The sequence below is a fragment of the Paenibacillus sp. FSL W7-1287 genome (assembly GCF_038004245.1).
Lineage (GTDB): Bacteria > Bacillota > Bacilli > Paenibacillales > Paenibacillaceae > Pristimantibacillus > Pristimantibacillus camelliae.
The window spans coordinates 660,509-681,035 of record NZ_JBBORD010000001.1 but is presented as its reverse complement, the minus strand read 5'-3'; the positions used below and the strand labels follow the sequence as shown (position 1 = coordinate 681,035).

15 protein-coding genes and 1 pseudogene are annotated in these 20,527 nt (G+C 42.0%); 6 read left to right on the top strand and 10 right to left on the bottom strand.

Features of this window, described 5'->3' with window-relative positions; all coding sequences use genetic code 11:
- The first annotated feature begins 287 nt into the window (after positions 1-287).
- A complete protein-coding gene (gene bioB / locus NSQ99_RS03220; RefSeq protein WP_340835007.1) occupies positions 288-1,283 on the top strand; it encodes a biotin synthase BioB in 996 nt (331 codons plus the stop codon).
- 92 nt (positions 1,284-1,375) lie between these two features.
- Here the strand turns inward: bioB and NSQ99_RS03215 are convergent, their stop codons facing one another.
- The 4 genes from NSQ99_RS03215 to NSQ99_RS03200 form a co-directional block, all read right to left on the bottom strand.
- A complete protein-coding gene (locus NSQ99_RS03215; RefSeq protein WP_251667000.1) occupies positions 1,376-2,101 on the bottom strand; it encodes a 3-ketoacyl-ACP reductase in 726 nt (241 codons plus the stop codon).
- A gap of 72 nt (positions 2,102-2,173) precedes the next feature.
- Positions 2,174-2,950 carry an AAC(3) family N-acetyltransferase gene (locus NSQ99_RS03210; protein WP_251667001.1) on the bottom strand — a complete coding sequence of 259 codons (777 nt, stop codon included), beginning with the start codon at positions 2,948-2,950 and terminating at the stop codon, positions 2,174-2,176.
- Positions 2,951-3,080: 130 nt separating this feature from the next.
- Entirely contained in the window at positions 3,081-3,380 is a 300-nt protein-coding gene (locus tag NSQ99_RS03205; RefSeq protein ID WP_340835006.1) for a hypothetical protein, read from the bottom strand.
- A gap of 120 nt (positions 3,381-3,500) precedes the next feature.
- The gene (locus NSQ99_RS03200) at positions 3,501-3,701 is read right to left on the bottom strand and encodes a YwbE family protein (RefSeq protein ID WP_340835005.1); all 201 of its coding nucleotides are present in this window, start codon (positions 3,699-3,701) and stop codon (positions 3,501-3,503) included.
- Positions 3,702-3,855: 154 nt separating this feature from the next.
- On the opposite strand from NSQ99_RS03200, the gene NSQ99_RS03195 reads away from it, so the two are divergent.
- Both NSQ99_RS03195 and NSQ99_RS03190 read left to right on the top strand, forming a co-directional pair.
- Positions 3,856-5,688: a dihydroorotate dehydrogenase gene (locus tag NSQ99_RS03195; protein WP_340835004.1), complete on the top strand. Its 1,833-nt coding sequence runs from the start codon at positions 3,856-3,858 to the stop codon at positions 5,686-5,688.
- A gap of 624 nt (positions 5,689-6,312) precedes the next feature.
- Positions 6,313-7,212 carry an EamA family transporter gene (locus tag NSQ99_RS03190; RefSeq protein ID WP_340835003.1) on the top strand — a complete coding sequence of 300 codons (900 nt, stop codon included), beginning with the start codon at positions 6,313-6,315 and terminating at the stop codon, positions 7,210-7,212.
- 102 nt (positions 7,213-7,314) lie between these two features.
- Here the strand turns inward: NSQ99_RS03190 and NSQ99_RS03185 are convergent, their stop codons facing one another.
- Positions 7,315-9,003 carry a methyl-accepting chemotaxis protein gene (locus NSQ99_RS03185; RefSeq protein WP_340835002.1) on the bottom strand — a complete coding sequence of 563 codons (1,689 nt, stop codon included), beginning with the start codon at positions 9,001-9,003 and terminating at the stop codon, positions 7,315-7,317.
- A gap of 208 nt (positions 9,004-9,211) precedes the next feature.
- Between NSQ99_RS03185 and NSQ99_RS03180 the strand changes: the two are divergent.
- Positions 9,212-10,762: pseudogene (locus NSQ99_RS03180) on the top strand (IS1182 family transposase); the annotation flags it as partial.
- A gap of 214 nt (positions 10,763-10,976) precedes the next feature.
- On the opposite strand, the gene NSQ99_RS03175 reads toward NSQ99_RS03180, so the two are convergent.
- Together NSQ99_RS03175 and NSQ99_RS03170 are read right to left on the bottom strand one after the other, a co-directional pair.
- Positions 10,977-12,158: an amidohydrolase gene (locus NSQ99_RS03175; RefSeq protein ID WP_340834999.1), complete on the bottom strand. Its 1,182-nt coding sequence runs from the start codon at positions 12,156-12,158 to the stop codon at positions 10,977-10,979.
- A 76-nt stretch (positions 12,159-12,234) separates the two neighbouring features.
- Positions 12,235-13,668 carry an MFS transporter gene (locus NSQ99_RS03170; protein WP_340838718.1) on the bottom strand — a complete coding sequence of 478 codons (1,434 nt, stop codon included), beginning with the start codon at positions 13,666-13,668 and terminating at the stop codon, positions 12,235-12,237.
- A gap of 318 nt (positions 13,669-13,986) precedes the next feature.
- On the opposite strand from NSQ99_RS03170, the gene NSQ99_RS03165 reads away from it, so the two are divergent.
- The gene (locus NSQ99_RS03165) at positions 13,987-15,102 is read left to right on the top strand and encodes a GGDEF domain-containing protein (protein ID WP_340834996.1); all 1,116 of its coding nucleotides are present in this window, start codon (positions 13,987-13,989) and stop codon (positions 15,100-15,102) included.
- Between the two features lie 66 nt (positions 15,103-15,168).
- Here the strand turns inward: NSQ99_RS03165 and NSQ99_RS03160 are convergent, their stop codons facing one another.
- From NSQ99_RS03160 to NSQ99_RS03150, 3 genes are all read right to left on the bottom strand, one after another.
- Positions 15,169-16,560, bottom strand: coding sequence for a DHA2 family efflux MFS transporter permease subunit (locus NSQ99_RS03160; protein WP_445670473.1), 1,392 nt, complete (start codon positions 16,558-16,560; stop codon positions 15,169-15,171).
- A 36-nt stretch (positions 16,561-16,596) separates the two neighbouring features.
- Positions 16,597-17,148, bottom strand: coding sequence for a TetR/AcrR family transcriptional regulator (locus NSQ99_RS03155; RefSeq protein ID WP_340834992.1), 552 nt, complete (start codon positions 17,146-17,148; stop codon positions 16,597-16,599).
- A 276-nt stretch (positions 17,149-17,424) separates the two neighbouring features.
- On the bottom strand, positions 17,425-18,789 hold the full coding sequence (locus NSQ99_RS03150; protein WP_251667011.1) for an MFS transporter: 1,365 nt from the start codon (positions 18,787-18,789) through the stop codon (positions 17,425-17,427).
- Positions 18,790-19,101: 312 nt separating this feature from the next.
- On the opposite strand from NSQ99_RS03150, the gene NSQ99_RS03145 reads away from it, so the two are divergent.
- Entirely contained in the window at positions 19,102-20,514 is a 1,413-nt protein-coding gene (locus tag NSQ99_RS03145) for a LysM peptidoglycan-binding domain-containing protein (RefSeq protein ID WP_340834989.1), read from the top strand.
- Positions 20,515-20,527: the final 13 nt, after the last annotated feature.

The window sequence follows — 20,527 nt, the reverse complement described above, 5'->3', positions numbered from 1 at the left end:
ATCTCTGATTGCCATCAGTATCACTCTCCACTCCTGTAGAATGTAAATATTATAACGGAATGATGATTGAAATTAAAGTTCAAAAATTAAACAGCACCGCTCCACCCAATGCATCCCTCGATATTGCTGCGCTTACAGCATCTTTTTCTTGTACAAGCCATCTTTACAAATTATTCCTCGTTTGCTAGAATAACATCATTCTATTGTTAACCAAAAATTTAATTATAATGGTTAACAATAATAAGGCATCATGCGATTATAGAAAAGAATTTGTAGGAGGATGCTTAATGAGTGTTGTTGTAGACAATTCGTGGAATGCACTAGCCGATAAGGCGATTGATGGACAGTGCTTAACGATGGAGGAGGGACTTGCTGTTCTCGAAGCTGACAATGATGAGCTGCTGCCTCTCATGCAGGCTTCCTTCCTCGTACGAAAGCATTATTTCGGAAAAAAGGTGAAGCTGAATATGATCATTAATGCGAAGAGTGGATTATGTCCCGAGGATTGCGGGTATTGCTCACAGTCGATTGTATCTTCAGCTCCTATTGAAAAATACAGCCTACTCGACAAGGATACTTTGCTAGCCGGCGCACGCGAGGCGTTAGCGCGTCAGGCAGGTACGTACTGTATTGTCGCTTCCGGAAGAGGGCCGACTGAGCGAGAGCTGAACCAAGTCGTAGAAGCGGTTAAAGAAATTCGTGAAACGATGCCGCTTAAAATCTGTGCATGTCTTGGAATTTTGAAGGAAGGACAAGCCGAGCGATTAGCCGAGGCAGGCGTGCACCGCTACAATCATAATCTGAATACAAGCAGAACGAATTATCCTTCGATTACTTCGACTCATACCTATGACCAGCGAGTTGACACGGTGGAAAAAGCAAAGTCGGCCGGCATGTCGCCATGCTCTGGTGTCATTATTGGGATGAATGAGACCGATCAGGAAATCGTGGAGCTCGCCTTCGCACTTCGAGCGCTGGATGCAGACTCGATTCCTATTAATTTCTTAAATGCGATACCGGGAACTCCATTAGGGAAAGCAACTCCTGTCCTTCCTCTAAAGGCGCTAAAAGTGCTCGCGCTCTTTCGACTGATCTGTCCAACGAAGGAAATTAGAGTGGCAGGCGGACGCGAGGTCAATCTACGCTCGCTGCAGCCACTTACCCTATACGCTGCAAACTCCTTATTCGTCGGTGATTACTTAACGACCGAGGGTCAGGATATTCAAGCAGATTATCAGTTCATTGAAGACTTGGGATTTGAGATTGAGCAATACGCGATTTAAACATAACAGCCCCTCGCGGTGTATATTGGATCAATGACCAATAGCACTCACGAGGGGCAAGAGATTAATAAATTTATTTGTGTCGACTTAGTTTAGAACGGATTCGTTGCGATCATCGTTGCATTCTTCACGTAAATACGCGGGTTTAGCTTCAATTGATGTACGATAACCTCTGCAATGTCTTCAGCCTGCATATATTTCGAATCATTGTTTTCTTTAATTAAGCTAAGATCAAGCGCTAGATCTGTCGCTACTGTGCTGGGATTCAACGCTGTAACACGGATGTTGTTACGACGAACCTCCTGTGCTAGCGATTCTGTAAAGCCAATGACCGCAAATTTTGAAGCGCTATAGGCACTCGATGTCGCGGCACCGCTTAATCCACTAGTAGAAGCGATATTAATAATATCTCCACCATTTTTTTCGATAAGCTGAGGCAGCACCGCACGTGTTACATAGTATGTACCGAGTACATTCGTATCTATAATGCTTTTCCACTGCTCAGGGTCCATCTCCATAACAGACGCGAATGATGCGATACCTGCATTGTTAATTAGAATGTCTGCACTGCCGAGCTGCTTCGTCAAAGCTGCGATAGCTGCTTCCACCTGTAGCTGGGAAGAAACGTCAGCCGCTGCATAAGCAACCTTTACACCTAAGCCCTCTAGACTTGCTGCAACTTGCTTCAAAGTATCCTCTGTACGAGCAACTAATCCGACGTTTACGCCTTCCTTCGCTAATGCGATAGCTGTCGCTTTCCCAATTCCTCTTGCTGCTCCTGTAATAAATGCTACCTTACCCTTTAATGATTGTGCCAAAGCTAGCAGCCCCTTTCCATCAAGTAAACGTTAATTTAATCATTATACTATAATCGGTTTGATTCCGTTAAATCATACTTTATGTGCCGATTGATCTAACGGAAGATTATCTGAGAACAAGTCAGGATTGTCCTGAAGCATCTCCGTGATCACGTTCGCAATGCCCTCTGCATCGCACACTCTAACCTCTGCATCGCCGAGCTTCCCGATAAACATGACACCTTTATCTTGAAGGACTTCATCCACTTTCCAGAAATGCTCAGACCAAGACAAGCCGCAATGTCTGCGGGATGGGACGGATATTTCTGTTCCATCAGGTAACACGGTGACAAGAGCCTCGTGACCATCCGTCATTCTGCCCGGGATGTCCACCCACTCCTCTACGCCATGAATAAAGGTGTTGCGCTTCAGGTCTACTCCAACTAATAGAATGGTTGCCTTGCGATCAAGCAGCTTCCCCCAAGCGGAGCCTCTAGCACAAGGGGTATCGAATAAATGATCATCCTTCGTAAACTCTGCCGCATCTCGTCCCAAAGCAGCAACAGAATGGGTAGGATGCCATGACCGGACGACACCAGGTCGCTTACGGAAAATTTCAGGCAAAATTCCGACGCATGAAGGCGAGCTTTCGACGTAGAACTTAGGATTATCCTTATTAATATATGACCATGTATGAGTCGGTAAAGCCAGCAGTCCGTCCTTCATGTAATCCGAAAACACATCAAGCACGGTGTCCGCGCCGCCTTCCACTGGACCGATGCTTTTCATAGACGAGTGAATGAACAATGTTCCTTGGCGATCAATGCCTAGGTTCTCTAGCTGCTTCATTAAAGTCTCTTTCGTATGCATATTACTCTCTCCTCTCGCGCTACTCGTTTCTTTCCATCGCGCTATACCTATTATAAGCCAGTTTCAAGCTATAGGCCTCTTTTCTAATAAAAATGGCGCTGTATACTTGCGCAAGTATACAACGCCATAATTATTCAACGCCATCCTCAAAAATTTGTGTATAGTTTTTATCACCTTTATGCTCTAGGTCACTTAGCGTTTTTTCGAGCGTAATAACAATTTGCTCCTTAGCTTCCTGAATCGTATTGTAGAACAATGCTTCCTCACTACCAATGATTTTAACTCCACTAATGGCTTGTATCGAGGTGAATTTTCGATGTTCTTCTGCTAATTCGTCGAGTGCACTTAAGGTATGCTTCGTCTGCAGGAACAGATCCTTATGATGCTGCTCTGTCAAACGCTGCTCTAATTGACTCATTCTTTCATTCATGGTTGATCGACTCCTCCATTGTCCCTATGAAGTGTACTTTGCATTAGTATAGGGACGTTGCCCTTCATTCTATACCTCTGTTCGTGGACGATCATGAGCTAGCATTGTCTTGCTCCTTCCTTAGCTTCTAATTGCTTGTACTCTACCTACTTGACCGTCCTCCAGCCTCACTTTAATGCCATGTGGATGACTCGGTGAATTTGTCAAAATATCCTTTACTATACCACGCGTTAACGCCCCTGTTCGTTGATCCTTCTTTAACACAATATCAACGTCCATGCCAGGGCGAACATTACTTCTTAATTTACCGTCTGCTGTCATATGTTTTCATGTCTCCTATTAAAAGCTTCATTATAGTTGCTTGGCGTACTCTTTCATTGTAACATCATAAAGAGTATAGCAATCAATGGAAAGCTTAACGCTATCCGCACTTTGCAAGCATGTTCATTTGGTTTCATAAAAGCGAGGTGTTGTCATGCCAGACTGGTCATATCATCCCTTGAAAAAGGGAGTATTAGATTATATTCCTGCCAAAACTAGCCGAGATGTTTTGCTTCGAGCAATGGGACAAATAGCTACCATTCCTGGCGGCCGCTCACTGATTCGCTTTTTAGGCCATATGTCGCCGCCTGAACCAATGAACAAACAACTACTTAATATAACGTTCCCTTCACCGATCGGTTTAAGCAGCAGTCTCATAGATCCTCACTTATCAGGTTTAGCCGCGTTTCAAGAGCTTGGCTTTGGCTTTGTAGAGATAGGACCGATCGTATTGCGTGAGCCGCAGTTGCAGAATGCTCCCACCATGCATAACAACCATGTCGCATATGCACAGCAGCAAGAAAAGCTTCAGCTTAAGCACGCCCTGAACAAGCTGACGGCGCTCCCATCTCATATTCCAATTATCGCAAGCATCGATCCTCATATAACACGTACAGAATATCTCACGATTACTCAGCATCTAACACCCTATGTCGATGCTTTTATTATATCCAGTCAACAGCTCTCTGAATTCAGTAATGTCGAGCTGCCTGCATGCCCAGTCTTACTAGCATGCTCCGCGGAAGAAGCTATTGCTCCTGAGCTTATTCAGCTAACTACGCAAAGAAATGTGGCAGGAGTCGTATTACAACCGCCTAAGCAGAGGTTAGAGCACTCGTGGCAAGAGGCGAAGCACACTCTGGAGTACTTCATAACAACGATTAAAAAACTTAAAACCGAACACCCTGAGCTGATCATTATAACCTCAGGTGGTGTAGCAACACCAGATGATGCCTATGGGCTCATTGCAGCTGGTGCAGACCTTATTATGCTAACCGAAGGCTATGTGCATGCAGGACCTGGCTTACCGAAGCGAATCCACGAAAGACTTATGTACGATGAGGCTAATGTAACCTCCTCCACGAAGCAAGCAGGCTGGCATTGGTCACTGCTTTTCGGCTTATCTATCCTCATCGGGGGAATGATCGCCTTATATTTTGCATTTACAAGCATTATTCTTCCTTACGATGAAGCATTTATAGGACTAACAAGAGCTGATCTTCTGCAACTCAATCCGCGTATTCTATCCTTTATGTCTCACGATAGGATGGCACTTGCCGGAACGATGATCTCTGGTGGCATATTGTACATTCAGCTGGCACGACACGGGCTGAGGCGTGGCATGCACTGGGCGAGGATAGCCTTTCATAGCGCCGCAATCATCGGTTTTTTAGGTATTCTATTATTTATAGGCTACGGATACTTTGATTGGCTCCACGGTCTGTTATGGCTTATTTTATTGCCGTTTTACTATGCAAGCTATAAAGAAGGAAAGACAGCACTTGCTGTACCTTGTTCTAAGCATGGACACAATGATCGAGCGTGGCAGCTTGCCAATTATGGCCAGCTTATGTTCGTTATGCTCGGCTTTGCTATTTTAATCGGAGGCATCGTTATCTCTACGATAGGCGTCTCCCGTGTATTTGTATCTACCGACATTAGCTACCTCTGTATGTCCCCTGAGATGCTGGACAGTATAAACAGTAAGCTTATACCCGTGATCGCACATGATCGAGCAGGGTTTGGGAGTGCCTTAGTTAGTGTAGGTATGCTTGTCCTTATGCTTTCCCTATGGGGCTTCAGACAAGGAGAACGCTGGGTATGGAATACGCTTGCTGTTGGTGCATTGCCTGCATTTATCGCGGGAATCGGTACACACTTCTATATCGGCTATACTACATTTATACATCTGCTGCCTGTGTACTTTTTAATCGTACTCTATGCGCTTGGCTTGCTGCTTACCTATCCCCACTTAAAAGGAAAATAAAAAAAGCCATAACCATGGCAACACATGGTTATGGCTTTGCAATTGTTAAGGCAAAGAAGTCCTTCGGTTTCGCCCTACCTCTCGAAACAGTCACCACTCTATAGTGGCTCCACTTACAGATCTGTACTACGGCAAATTGTTCATTCATCTCTCAAGTGAGAGCGTATCCTTCACCTAAAAAAGATTCAACAATTCCATTCTGCCTTGATCTGTTAGATACATCCGTATTCCCTAGTTTATTGGTCGTGATATTCAATAAACCTCATTAACATAAAAATCTATTATTTGATAAGCTTATATTGTCATATTCAAATTTACGTTTATCTCATATACAAGTAGTTGATATGTTCCACAGCCGCATATTCACATATTAAATTCATCAATTTTCATATTAATATCCCGTTTTATGTATGCTAAGCACTACTAAAACTTGAAAGGATATATATAACAGTAAAAATTTATTATATCATGAAATTATTGAATGGTCAAGGCGCTTCAGCTGTCAAGTCGCAGTAATCGATTTACCAAAGACCATTCCTTTATTAAATGCGAAATTATTAGTAGAATAATGCTAATTGGATTCGAGTAATATGACAGCTAGTTTCAGCAGCAGGAGGGTTTATCTTGAGGTTCAACAAAGGTATAGTTTTCATACTAATTGGCGCTTCATTTTTCGGTTTTACACCGATCTTTGCTAAATTAGGGTTTAGCTATGGCTACTCCCTTGGTCAAATTAATATTGTTCAGATGATTATTTCCGCATGTATTCTATGGTCCATCACGCTCATTAAACGATCTAGCTTTCAAGGGCTGACGTTTAAGAGCATTCTGCAAATGATGATGACTGGATGCTTTATTGGGTTAACCAGTATATTTTATTATGGCTCCATGCAATATTTACCCGCTTCCGTATCGATTATATTAATGTTCCAGTTTGTGTGGATTGGTATCCTATTAGAATGGGTGTTTAGTAAAATTAAACCATCGCCAGTTACGATATTGTCGATATTCTTTATATTAATCGGGGTATTTCTTGCATCGAATATATTGAACGGAGATGTTCAGAATCTACCGATTAGAGGGTTTGTATTCGGGATCTTGTCAGCGATGACGTATGCAGGCTTTATATTTTTCAGTGGAAAGGTTGCCGTTACGGTGGATGCGTGGACACGTAGCTCCTTTATGGTTAGCGGCTCACTCATATTAGTGCTTATTCTCTTTATGCGTGACATTCCTTTTATCTTTCCTCTTGAGGGAGATTTATTGACGACTGCGCTTGGCGTTTCATTGTTTGGTGCTGTACTGCCTCCACTATGCTTTGCTATTGGTGCTCCTCTCGTGCCAGGAGGAATCGCGAACATATTAACGTCGATCGAGCTGCCGATCGCCATATTGTCGGCCAGCATCATCCTATCTGAAACGGTAACCCCGCTTCAGTGGATCGGTACAGCCGTTATACTTGCCGCAATTGTATGGAATGAGCTGGGCTCGAATATACTCTACAAGAGAAGGCAGCATAGGTAAGCTAAATACACATTTTGCTAGAGTGTAGCAAAAGACTATAAAAATGCAGACCACATCATACCGATGGGTCTGCATTTTTTATTGCTATGTTCACTGCACCTATTAAAGCTTGAACTGATTAACTAACTCATCCAGCTGGTCTGCCAGCTTAGCAAGCTGAGCTGAACGATTAGCGACTTCATCAATAGAGCTGCTAATTTGCTGAGATGATGAACTTGTTTGTTCAACCCCAGCAGCCGATTCCTCAGAGATAGCTGCAATTTCTGAGATCGATTCATTCATAGTTTCACTTTTTGCAGCGATAAGTGATAGACTCTCTGAGGTAGCTCGAATACTGTCTGTCATTCCGGTTACAGCTGAGCTTATCTCATAAAACGTTTCTTGCGTAGATTGAATTTGTATCGTTCCTTGCATAACTTCCTTATAGCCATCTTTTAGTGATCCCGTCACGATACTAGACTCATCCTTTATACTTTGAACGATTGTTGTAATGTCCTCTATTGAAGCAGATACCTGCTCTGACAGCTTTCTTACCTCATCAGCAACGATAGCAAAGCCTCTTCCATGCTCGCCTGCTCTTGCAACCTCTATTGCTGCATTCAAGGCAAGCAGGTTCGTTTGGCTAGCGATATCATGTATAACTGATACTATGCCAGAAATCTCCTGTGAATTTTTATCTAAGCCCTGCACCTTCTGAACGGCATCTCGTACAATTCGGTTTATTTTTTTCATCTGCTTGCTAGAGGTCTCCATGTACTGACCTCCCTTGCGAGTCATCTCAAGCACTTCATTAGAAGATTGCTCCATACGGCCGCTGCTTGTATTCACTTCTTGAATCCTTGTTGCGTATGTACCCGCAACGGATGCTAATTGGCTTGCATTGGAGGCTTGTGATTCTGTGCCAACGGCCAGCTCTTGCATCGTACTGGCAATTTGTTCAGAACCTAAACTAATGTCAGCTGCCGATTGTGTTAACTCTTCACTTTGGGATGTTATCGAACCAGATACACTGTTTATTTCGCTTAATAGATGATGTAGACTACTGCTCATCTGATTCGTTGCATCTACAAGCTGTCCTACTTCATCGTTAGATGTTGTACTAAGTGCTTTCTGCGTTAAATCGCCACTAGCTATCAGCTTCATACGATGCATAACTTTAATGATAGGCGTTGTAATAAGTCTTGAGCTAACGATTGCAATTGCTATACTTAGAAAGATAACTAGCGTTGTGAAGGTTACCGCAACAACGGCTGTTTTCTGACCATTCTCCACAATCGTACGCTGAATTTCCATAATGGAAGCTCTCTTTTCCGTTGCAAGCTCTTGATAGCCTCCTATAAGCTGGCGAATCATCGGATCTTTATCTGCTAGATTTTTTCGAGCTAACTCCACATTCCCTTTTTCATACTCATTAAATACATGCTCTGTAACGTAGGTTTGCCACGCAACCGTCTGTTCAATTAGCTTGTTGAACTCTTCAGAAACACCAATTCCTCTAGCGATTTCCTCGTAGCCTTTTCCCTCTTCCGTATAGCTGTCAAATCGTTCGCGATAGTCTCCACCATATAATAAGTAAGCGCGAGCTGTAGATATTCGCGTTGCAATAGTAAGTTGCATACCTTCATTCGCCATTAATAGCGGCAATTCTTTTTCTAATATATTTTCAGCTTCCTCGTTACTTTTTACAATGACCGAAAACGTATAAATGCCAAAAATAACAACCAAAACAATAATTATTGAAAAGCTAAGCAGCATTTTTGATCGCAAGCTTTTCAAACGTATCCATTTCATTTCATTTACCTTCCTTCAATTTTATGTAATTCTTGCTGTAAAAAAGTAATGAGGCTGGGACAAAACCCAGCCCTAACAAACAAAGAAAGCCGTTGAAATTTTACGACGAGTAAAATTTCAACGGCTTTAATTTTTTTAAATACAAAAAGAACACCATCTGTTAAAATTGAATCACCACAAAACAAATCCAACAGGAAAGGTGTTCCTTATGTTTAAAGATTATAACATGAATCAATTAGTTTTGCCTCTAGATTTAGAAGTTAAATTACAAGAAAACGACATTGCGTTTCATATCCATCATCTTGTAGAAACTATTCCAGATGAAGCCTTTGCTTCATTTCTTCGTCATTCAGGTTGTCCAGCTTATCATCCACGTATGATGCTCAAACTTATTTTATGCGGCTATACTCAGTCTGCTTTTTCAGGTCGAAAAATCGAAGCATTAACGAAGGACAGCATTCGTATGATGTGGTTAGCCCAAGGATATGAGCCTAGCTACCGCACCATTAATCGTTTTCGTATTCATCCTGAAATGAAAACTCTTATCCGTCAATGTTTTATTCAGTTTCGTTGTCAATTAGTTGAAGAAAGGCTCATTGATCAGGAGGCTATTTTTATTGACGGTACAAAGATCGAAGCCAATGCGAATAAGTTTACATTCGTCTGGAAAAAAGCCATCGAAAAGCATCACCGTAGACTCATTGAACAATCGAATCAGCTCTACAACGAATTGCTAAACAACAAAATTATTCCTGAAATAGCAAGTGAACAGGATGGGCAGCTTTCCAATGAACAACTGCATGAAATCGCAGAAAAACTCGAGGAAGTTGTAGAGGACTATACACAAGCTATTGCTCATACAGAGGACGTCGCTGAGCGTAAGCAGCTACGCCGTCAACGCAAAACACCTAAGCAAATGGTCAAGCAGGTTCGAGAATGGATTGGACGCAAACAAAAATATGAAAAGGATCTAGACATTTTAGGTGCACGCAACAGCTATTCTAAAACAGATCATGATGCCACCTTCATGCGTATGAAAGACGACTACATGAAAAACGGACAACTCAAGCCTGGTTACAACGTCCAAATTGCAACCGAAGGGCAATACACGTTGGCCTATGGCATTTTCCCTAACCCAACCGATACAAAAACGTTGATTCCATTCCTACATACCATTGAAGAAGAATACTTTGAATTACCTCAACATATTGTTGCGGATGCAGGCTATGGCAGTGAACAAAATTATGATCATATTTTAACGAAGATCAACCGTACACCTCTGCTCACGTATGCTCATTACTTGAACGAGCAAAAAAGAAGATTCAAGACAGACCCTTTCCAAACGAGTAACTGGGAGTACGATGCAGAGCAAGATGTCTATCTATGCCCGAATGAAAAGAAACTATGGTTTCAACGCAAGGTGACACGAAGAGATCGATCGGGCTTTACACGTCAATTCAAGTTGTATGAGTGCGAGGATTGTACCGGTTGTCCATTCCGTTCTACCTGCACCAAGGCGCAAGAAGCGAATCGTACGCTCATGATCAATGAAACATGGGAGCAGCAAAAAGCCTATGTGAGAGAGAAGCTTTCAGAAGACAAAACAAACAAGCTCTACCGCCAACGAAAAATTGACGTAGAGCCAGTTTTTGCCTTCTTGAAGGCTAATTTAGGTTTCACTCGCTTTATGCTTCGAGGGAAATCTAAAGCTGAACATGACATCGGTTTAGCATTAATGGCTGTAAACTTACGAAAATATGCGGTGAGGACGTAAGTTTTCACCTCGAAATAACAAGTAAATACGCAAAAGGATGAAATCTGAATCGATTTCATCCTTTTGCGTTTATGAGAAGCTAGTTTTGTCCCAGCCTCAAGTATTGCTGCTCACAGGTATCTGAACATAAACACAACAAGTATAAACTGACGGTAATGCTGAGGTCAATGAAAGAAAATGTCATATTCAGGAATTAACTTCACTTGTAGTAATCACATACCACCTGACCTACTGCTTTAGCTGCTACAAGCAGTGCATCCTCATCAATATCGAATTTTGGGTGATGGTTGAAATAAGGCTTGTCCACCCCTTTAGGGGAGCATGCAATGTAAAAGAAGCAGGCTGGAAACTTTTCAGCGTAGTAAGCAAAGTCCTCCGAAGGAGATAAGGCCGGAAATTCTTTAACTTCTTTTATATCTTGATCATTCATGCTTCGCAAGCTCTCTGCTACCTTAGCTGTAAGCTCCGGATCATTATATAGAGGTGGATAATCAGGTGTATAGGTCAGTTCACAGGTAACATCGAACTGCTCTTCGATTCCTTTGGCGATCCGCCGAACTTCCTTCGCAATGATCTCCTTCGTTTCGTTCGTCATATATCGAATATCGCCTTCAAGCTCTACACTATCCTTGATTACGTTGAATGTCCCTTTGCCGTCAAAGGATCCGATCGTTATAACACCAATATCGAAGGGGTTTAACCTGCGGCTTATAATCGTTTGTGCTGCAACAACAAAGTGCGAGGCAGCGACGATGGCATCATTCGCCAGATGAGGGGAGGATCCATGACCTCCTCTTCCTTGTACAATAAGCTTCATGTATGCCCGTCCGTTGAAGGAATAACCTGCATGATATCCAACCGTTCCTGCTGGACCCATCGGCAGTAAATGGATGCCAAAAACAGCGTCCAAATCATCAATTAAGCCTGACTCGACAATGCTTTTCGCTCCTCCAGGCGGAACCTCTTCTGCATGCTGGTGAATGATTTTAATTGTGCCTGAAATAGCATCCTTTAGTTGAATTAAGCAATCCGCCAATACTAATAGATACGCGGTGTGTCCATCATGACCACATGCATGCATGACACCCTCGTTCTTTGATTTGAATGATACATCTGCTTCCTCTTGAATAGGGAGCGCATCAAAATCTGCGCGTAGGCCTATCGTTTTCCCCGGCTTTCCACCCTTTATCGTTACGACAATTCCGTAGCCATTACCAACATTCGTATGAATCTCAACAGCTTTTCCTTTATAAAAGTCAGCGATATACTGCGCCGTTTTTTCTTCCTTGAATGAGACCTCCGGATTTTCATGCAAATGTCGGCGAATCGATGTCATCTCATCCTTGCGCGCTTCTAGCATGCTCATTAATTCATTCTTCATGTTCTTCTATCTCCTTTATGACGAAACACCAAGCGGTTCTTTCCTAGGCACATCTTGCAGCAGCCTTATATTAGTGCTAATTTGTTGCCTTTTTTGGCATTCGAAATGTTCTTCTAGCGCTAGCTTCAGCTGGTTTGCCGGCATCATGAGGTACCATAATCATAATCGAAATTAGTGACAAAATTCCAAACACTACGTTGACAATGATTCCTACAGATGCAGCCATCTCAACACTTCCTGCCGCGGCCACTGAGCTATACACCGTAGCTGAAATGGCTACACCGATTGCACTGCCTAGTGAGCTCGCCATCTTGTAAACCCCTGCAGCCTCTCCGACCTTATTCGATGGTGCATTGGAGACAGAGGTGTCTGTAGACGGTGTTGCATAGATGCCGAGCCCAAGACCAAACAGAACAAAGCCAACGAATACGGCAATAGTGTAAGAGAAACCAGGCAGGAAGGTTAACCCCATTAGCCCAACACCGACCGTCGTAATAATGGTCCCCCATACCATAGGTGCTTTCGCCCCAACTCTTTGTAGGATCTTCTCCCCTACACGGATCATAGCACGGACAACAACCAAGTAGCCAATCGATAGCATTCCCGACTGAAAAGCAGTAAAGCCTCTGCCTACTTGAACATACGTATTCGCAACAACGAGTGTACCAGCGATCGCATTTAACAAAAAGTTGGAATAGGTTGCACCAGCATAAGGCTTGTTTTTGAATAGGTTGAAGTCAATAAGCGCAATCTTTTTTCCTTTTTCGACTCGGAAGAAAACAATCGCTCCTACAATTGTCACAATGGCTAAAATTATCGTAATTGGACTTGTCCAACCGAGATCTGAACCGAACGTAATGACTACGTTTAAGGCAATCATTGTGACGGCAAATATAGCTAAGCCACTGTAATCGAATTTGAAGGCTCCGTTTCCTTCGACTTTACTCTCTGGCGTGTCTTTAATGAGCCACATAGCAAGCAAGGCAAATACAATCGAAAATATAAATATCCATTTCCAGCCCAAATACGTAGCGATGGCACCTCCGGCAAATGAGCAGACGCCTGAACCGCCCCAAGATCCAATAGACCAGTAGCTAAGGGCACGCTGTCGTTCCTTCCCCTCAAAGTAAGCCTTCATTAGTGCAATCGTTGCTGGCATAATACAAGCAGCAGAGATACCTTGAATGACACGTCCAATGATTAACAAGGTCGCTCCTTGAGCAAAAACAAGACATAACGAGCCAATTACACTTAACACTAATCCAACATACGTAATTTTTTTACGTCCAATTTTATCTGCGATTCCACCAGCCGCTACGATAAATAGACCAGAGAATAACGCTGTTAGACTAATCGCAATATTTAGTGTTCCGTACGTAATTCCTAGATCAGACTGAACAGCGGGAACTACATTGACCATTGCCTGAGCGAAAAGCCAGAAGGTGATTACCCCGAATACAATTCCCGTTATTAATTTGTTGGTACCTTTATAGGTTGTGCTTGTCTCCATCACTCGTCCATCCTCCATCGAAGTTTTACTGCATTGATCGTGTGACTACTTAGTAAGTAACGATGCAACAAATACAGATTGGGATGTTGACGAAGCTGTGTTTGTTTATCATGTTGTACTTGCTGTTCATCTCATCTTCAGTGTTTAATAAAAAGTATGCTCCCGGGCGAACAGTTTAATTCTCGTCAATAAGCTAGACCAAAATGGTTCGTTACGTGATAGAATAAAGACAACCTACAAGCTTAGAATGGAGCATTAATTATTATGACCCTACATTAAAGCTTCTCCTAGAACGGACAACGAAGGTGGGCTGGTTTTATGAATCTACAACATATGAATACCCGAAGCCTGTATAGAGATATTATAAGAAGCTGCTGGGCAATTACTGTCATTTATGTAATCGGTACAAGCATCGAATTATCCTTTACCGATTATGATCGAACGTTATTTTTTTGGAATGCCATTGCTTTGCCTGCAATAAAAATGATTGCATTAAACGCTACAATGGGGTGGGTGTTTCGGAGAGTGCAACCCTTCTCAAAATATATACTGATTACTGGCATTAATCTGTTTATCTGTATCATTATTTTTTCACTGTATAATTTACCTATTGTCATTTACAGCTTGATCATTCCAATTTTACTATCCCTTTACTTTTATAGTAAGCGCTTAATTATATTTGCATTAGTTCAATCTTTACTGACTGTAGCTGTTATTTTGTTTACATTACCTGGCATTAGAGCTGGACTCAGCTCCAGTAATTTGATTATGCTGCTAGCACTTCTATCAGCGACCACTTTAATTATTAACAGCTTACGTAAGCATGCCTTTGCTCTATTCGAACAACTCATTAAGGTCACACAAGAAAAGCAAGATCTTCAAACAAAAAATGAACTGATGGAGCAATTAAACCGAGTGGATTCTGCAACTGGTTTATACAATCATCGTTCCTTTCACGAACATCTCGTAAAGGTGATCGAAACGCCTGACAACTATGCGGATCCGACTCATCTCGCTATTTTAGATATTGATCATTTCAAAAGGGTGAACGATACGTATGGACATGCTGTAGGAGACGTTGTCATCAAGTTTGTCGCTAGACAATTAAGTCTTGCAATGGACCCAAGTGACTTTGTAGCAAGGTACGGTGGAGAGGAGTTCGCTGTCGTATGTACCGATAAACGTACTGAGCATGTAATTGAGCAGCTTGAACAGCTTCGGCAATCGATTGCTCAGCATAAGCTGGATCATCTAGGCGGAGAGTCTGTAACGATCAGCATCGGGATACAGAAGCTGCTTCCAGGAATGAGTAAGGAAGAGCTATTCCATCAAGCCGACGAGGCTCTATATCGCGCGAAAAAATCAGGAAGAAACCAAACGATGGTTGCCGGCCGTGATGGATGCATGATACAAGAGCAAAGCCTTAAATGCTAAATACACATTACGCGCTAATCTAATAGATACACAAAAGAGCTGCCAGAGGGCAGCTCTTTTGTGTCGTTAACGAGCAGAACGACTATTTTTAATAAATAGCGAGGTCACTAATCCGACAATTGCAACAATGAGCACGGGGATAAACGCATGGTTGACACCATATGCTAAAGCTTCAAGCGGCTGTTCAGCCCCATTTGTTGCAAAATATTGTTTCTGTCCTGCTGTAAATACAGTAATCGCTACTGCAGTACCAGCAGCACCCGCAACTTGCGTTAAGGTGTTCAAAGCAGCTGAACCGTCAGCATATAGATGAGCTGGCAGTGCATTCATCGCATTCGTCTGAGCAGGCATAATCGTCATTGATACACCGACAAAGAAAATACATAGTAAACCAACGATTTGCCAGACTGGTGTTATTGCTGAGATCGTTAAGATAAATAGGATTGCTGCAATCGTAATGAGCAAAAAGCCGATTCTCGTATATATCTTAGCCCCTACCTTATCGAAGCTGGTACCTACAACAGGTGACATAACGATATTCAGCACGTTACCTGGCAGCATTAGAAGACCAGCACTGATTGCGGTGTAAGCCAGTACGCTCTTTAGATAAAGTGGTGTAAGAATCGCAACGGATAAGATGATAAACATCGTTGCAAACATCATAATGATACCTAATGAGAACATTGGAAATTTAAATACCGTTAAATTAATCATTGGCTCAGCCATTTTCAATTGTCGCACCCCGAATAATAACAATGCAATGATTCCTACAACCAATGGTACCCATACTTTAGGTTCTGTAATTGAAACCTCTGCCATTGTCGCTAGTGCATATACGATACCACCAAATCCGATCGAAGAGCATAGTAAGGACAAAATATCAATTTTAGGCTTAGTAATCGAGGATACGTTATCTAATTTAGAGTAGCCAATGACTAGGATTGCTAGATAAAGCACGATCATAATCCAGAAAATATAGTGCCAGCTCGAAGAGCTTATAATTAAACCTGAAATCGAAGGACCAAGTGCAGGGCCTGCTGTTAATACAAGACCAACGATCCCCATAACCGCACCGCGCTTTTGAATTGGGAAAATTAAAAGAACGACACTAAACATCAAAGGAAGAAAGATTCCTGTGCCGATGGCTTGTACCATACGGCCTAACAATAAAACGGTAAAGTTAGGTGATAGTGCTCCCATTAATGAGCCAATCGTAGATATGATTAACGCACTAACGATAAGCTGACGTGTCGTAAACCAACGTACTAAGTAAGACGATAGTGGTACGAGGATCGCTAATACGAGCAGGTAAGCAGTTGTTAACCACTGAGCCGTGCTCGGGAAGACCGAGAAGTCATCCATAATATCCGTTAATGCCATATTTAGCGCCGTTTCACCGAACAAACCGATAAATGAGCTAAACATTAAAACAAATGCCATTAATTTGGGACTTTTCACTTGTGTATGAGCTTGCATGTGTTACCTCTATTCTGTTTATATGATTTGACCTAGTTGCTGTGAAATAATATGAAGTGGCCTACTCGTCTTCTTCGTTAAGGAAAGCACAATACCACCTTCGATCGTTGCGGTTATTAGCAGCGCTCGCTGCCTAATCTCATCAGCGGCTAGCCCATCCTGTTCAAGCTTATGAGCGATCATTTGCTCAATACGCTCATACACACGCTCACAGGCTATACGTACATTTTCGCTTAACGAGCCCATCTCACTCACTATGCTTGTAAAGGTGTAGCCAACGATCGTACCCTCCGTATCATAAGCATCAATGAGCTTATCAAGCACTGCTAATAGTGCTTCGCGGGTTGTGTCGTAAGTGTCAAAGATACTTTGCATATCCTGTGAAATCATATCATTTAACGCTTCTAAGCATGTGATTAGCAGCTGCTCTTTTCCTAAAGGAAAATGATGATAGAATGCACCCTTTGATATATCGCAGGCCTGCAACAATTCGGTGAGTCCAACCGTCATATATCCTTTTTTCTGAAACAGTGACGTAGCCGTTTCAATAATATAAGTTTTTGTATCCATACCATTTTCCTTTCACCAGACCAACCAGTCTGTTAGTTACTATAGCAAAATTTTTCTCGTAAAGACAAGCATTTTTTTCTGTACTTTTTTGTAAAAAACTATGTAAGCTCTGCAATGTAGATTTATTATATCGATTTTGTCATGCGTTTACCAAATAAGAGAAGTAGTAGGGAGCCGTAGTAACCTCTCCTTACTGTTAGCGCAATTTATGAATAAAAAAGCCGTATGATTCGATATGAATCACACGACTTTATACTTGTTATCTTGCTTATCTTTCTATGATGCTCTGCTGTTCTTTAATGCGGCATACATTTCATTCGTTTTCTTTGCATTTAAGTTATAGATTAATCCGACACCGATAAGGATAAGCACAAATGCGAACACCGGTAGAGCAGTGAACATTTTCAATATCCCTTCAGCAACCTCTTGGGTTTGAGATTTCGCTCCTGACACAAAGCCAACCCAGCCTAAGGAGTAGCTCCCCACTGCCGCGCCCAATCCCATTCCGACTTTACGACCAAAGGAATAGAGTGAGTATAACGTTCCTTCAATTTTCTGACCTGTTTTATACTCAGTATAATCGATACAGTCTGTTACTAATGCCCATACGAGCATAATGAACACGAATGAACCAAAAGTAGCGATATTGTATAATGCAGCAAATACATATACATTTTCAAACGTAACAAATGTCATTAAAGCTGTTGCAACTAAACTAAATGCAGATGTAGCAATAATCAAATAGCGCTTATTAAATTTCGCGACAAGCTTTGGAATGACTAAAAATAATGCAAAAGTAATTCCCATGCTAATGAATGAATTGATCGCAAATGCGCTTGGCATGTTGTAATACTCAGCGAACACATAGGCAGCTAGCGTATTAGCTCCAGCGATAATTAAAGTCGAACCGAGTGTGGCAACCATCATCCCAAGCAATGGTCTGTTGGAGAATGCTAATTTGAATGCTTGCTTGAAATCATATTCAGACTTAGCACCAGCAGGCTTTTCATCACGAATGCGCTCCGTCGTTAATTTTACGAGCCCTGTGTAGCACAGCAGCGATAAAATACTGAATAAAATAGCGATATAGAAGAATGCCTCTGGCACGATATTGCCAGCTTTGTCGTAGATGAACATTGGCACAAACGATAAAAAGCCAACGCTTACAATCATCCCACCGATGGAACGGGCACGTGATAGCTTTGTACGTTCAACAGGATCATTCGTAATGACGGACGCTAATGAACCATAAGGTATAGCATCTGCTGTATAAGCGACACAGAAAAACAAATACACAGCAACTACCCAAATGTGAATAGCTGTAGACTGCCAGCTAGATACGTCAATAAAGGATAATATACAAGATGCTGCTAGTAGCCATTTAGAAAAGCTGATCCAAGGTAAAAATTTATCTCCGCTTTTACCAATTCTAAAGCGGTCAGTGACAATACCCATAATCGCAGTGATGATCGCATCAAATACTTTTCCAACTAAGAACATTGTCCCCATAAAGTAAGGGCTTACACCTAATACATAGGTACAGAATACAATAAAGAAGGTACTAATGAATATGTTAACGAAACTGCCTCCGATATCTCCGAGTGCATATCCAACTTGGTCTCTGACTCCGAACTTTCTCATGATGCTCTCCCCTTTTTAACCGTTTTCAGTATAGTTAGCCATTAAGTTTGTAAGCGTTATTAGCTTGCGTGGTGTTTACAGTATACATCGAATGCCCATCATACTTTTTCACTACAATTGCACGTTTTTCTACTATAATTGCATACTTATCAACCAAATTGCTCCAGTATATATCCACAATCGTTGAACCATCATTACGCACCACAATACATACCAATTCTACCTACTCCCTACAACGCAATAGGCATATACACACTTTTGGTTTTTTAGCATAACATGTAGCAACAACTTATCGCTTAGGGGGAGTCCCGATTGCTTATCTATGTAGTCAAGGCTGGTGACACGCTATGGAACATAGCTAACAGCTATCAAGTTAACATAAATGAAGTTGTACAATTAAATGGATTACAATATCCAGATCAATTACTAGTTGGACAATCTTTGATCATTCCAACATCAACGACTTCGCATATCGTTAGATCTGGGGAAAGCTTGTGGTCGATTGCCTTACAATATGGAATCAGCTTACAATCGCTTCTGCAAGCCAACCCACTTACGAATCCTAATCTGATCTACCCAGGAACTCATCTACGAATTCCACCAATCGTTCATACGATTCAACCAGGTGAATCATTGTATAGCATTGCCCTGCGCTATAACACAACGGTTCAAGCCCTTGCACTAGAGAATCAAATTACGAATCCTGGTATGATTTTCGCTGGAATGACTCTGAATATTCCAAGACCTAAGCCAACGATTGAGGTCAACGCTTATACGTATCAATCCAGTGAAGATGCAGTGAATACGCTCAATGCCATTGGATCATTGCTTACTTATTTTAGCCCTTTCGCTTATATGATTAAGGAGGATGGAACATTACAGCCTTTCGATGACAGTGAAATGATTGCTGCCGCAAGCTCTCAAGCTGTTGTACCTATGCTGGCTATTACAAACTTCACCTCAACCGAAGCTGGATCAAATTTAGCTAATGTGGTCTTGTCAAATCCAGCTCTCCAAGAGCGATTAATAAACAATATCGTGCAAGTGATGGATGAGAAAGGATATCGTGCTCTAAATATCGATTTTGAGAATGTATTACCTGAGGATCGTGAAAACTATACTCAATTTCTTCAATTAGCTGTAGATCGTCTTCACCCTAAAGGTTATCTAGTGTCGACTGCTCTAGCACCTAAAACGAGTGCCGAGCAAGGTGGACTTTTATATACGGCACATGATTATGAAGCGCACGGTCGAATTGCTGATTTCGTAGTGCTTATGACATATGAATGGGGCTATCGAAAAGGTCCTCCTCAAGCAATCTCTCCTATCAATGAGATGGAAAAGGTTATACAATATGCGTTAACAACTATGCCGCCAGAAAAGATCTATCTAGGCTTTCAAATTTATGCTCGTGACTGGCTGCTGCCACATGTTCAAGGCCAAGAAGCGGAAACCTTCAGCCCTCAGGAAGCGATAAGAAGAGCTGTGCAATATGGGGCAACGATCCAATACAATGAGCTAGCTCAATCTCCGTTTTTCCGTTATGTGGATGAGCAAGGAAGAACTCATGAGGTATGGTTTGAGGATGCACGCAGTGCACAGGCCAAATTCGACCTCGCTAAGAGATATAATCTTCGTGGAATAAGCTACTGGGCGCTAGGCTATCCTTATCCGCAAAACTGGGTATTGTTAAATGACAACTTTAATATTAAAAAGCTAATGTAATAAAGCTGCATGG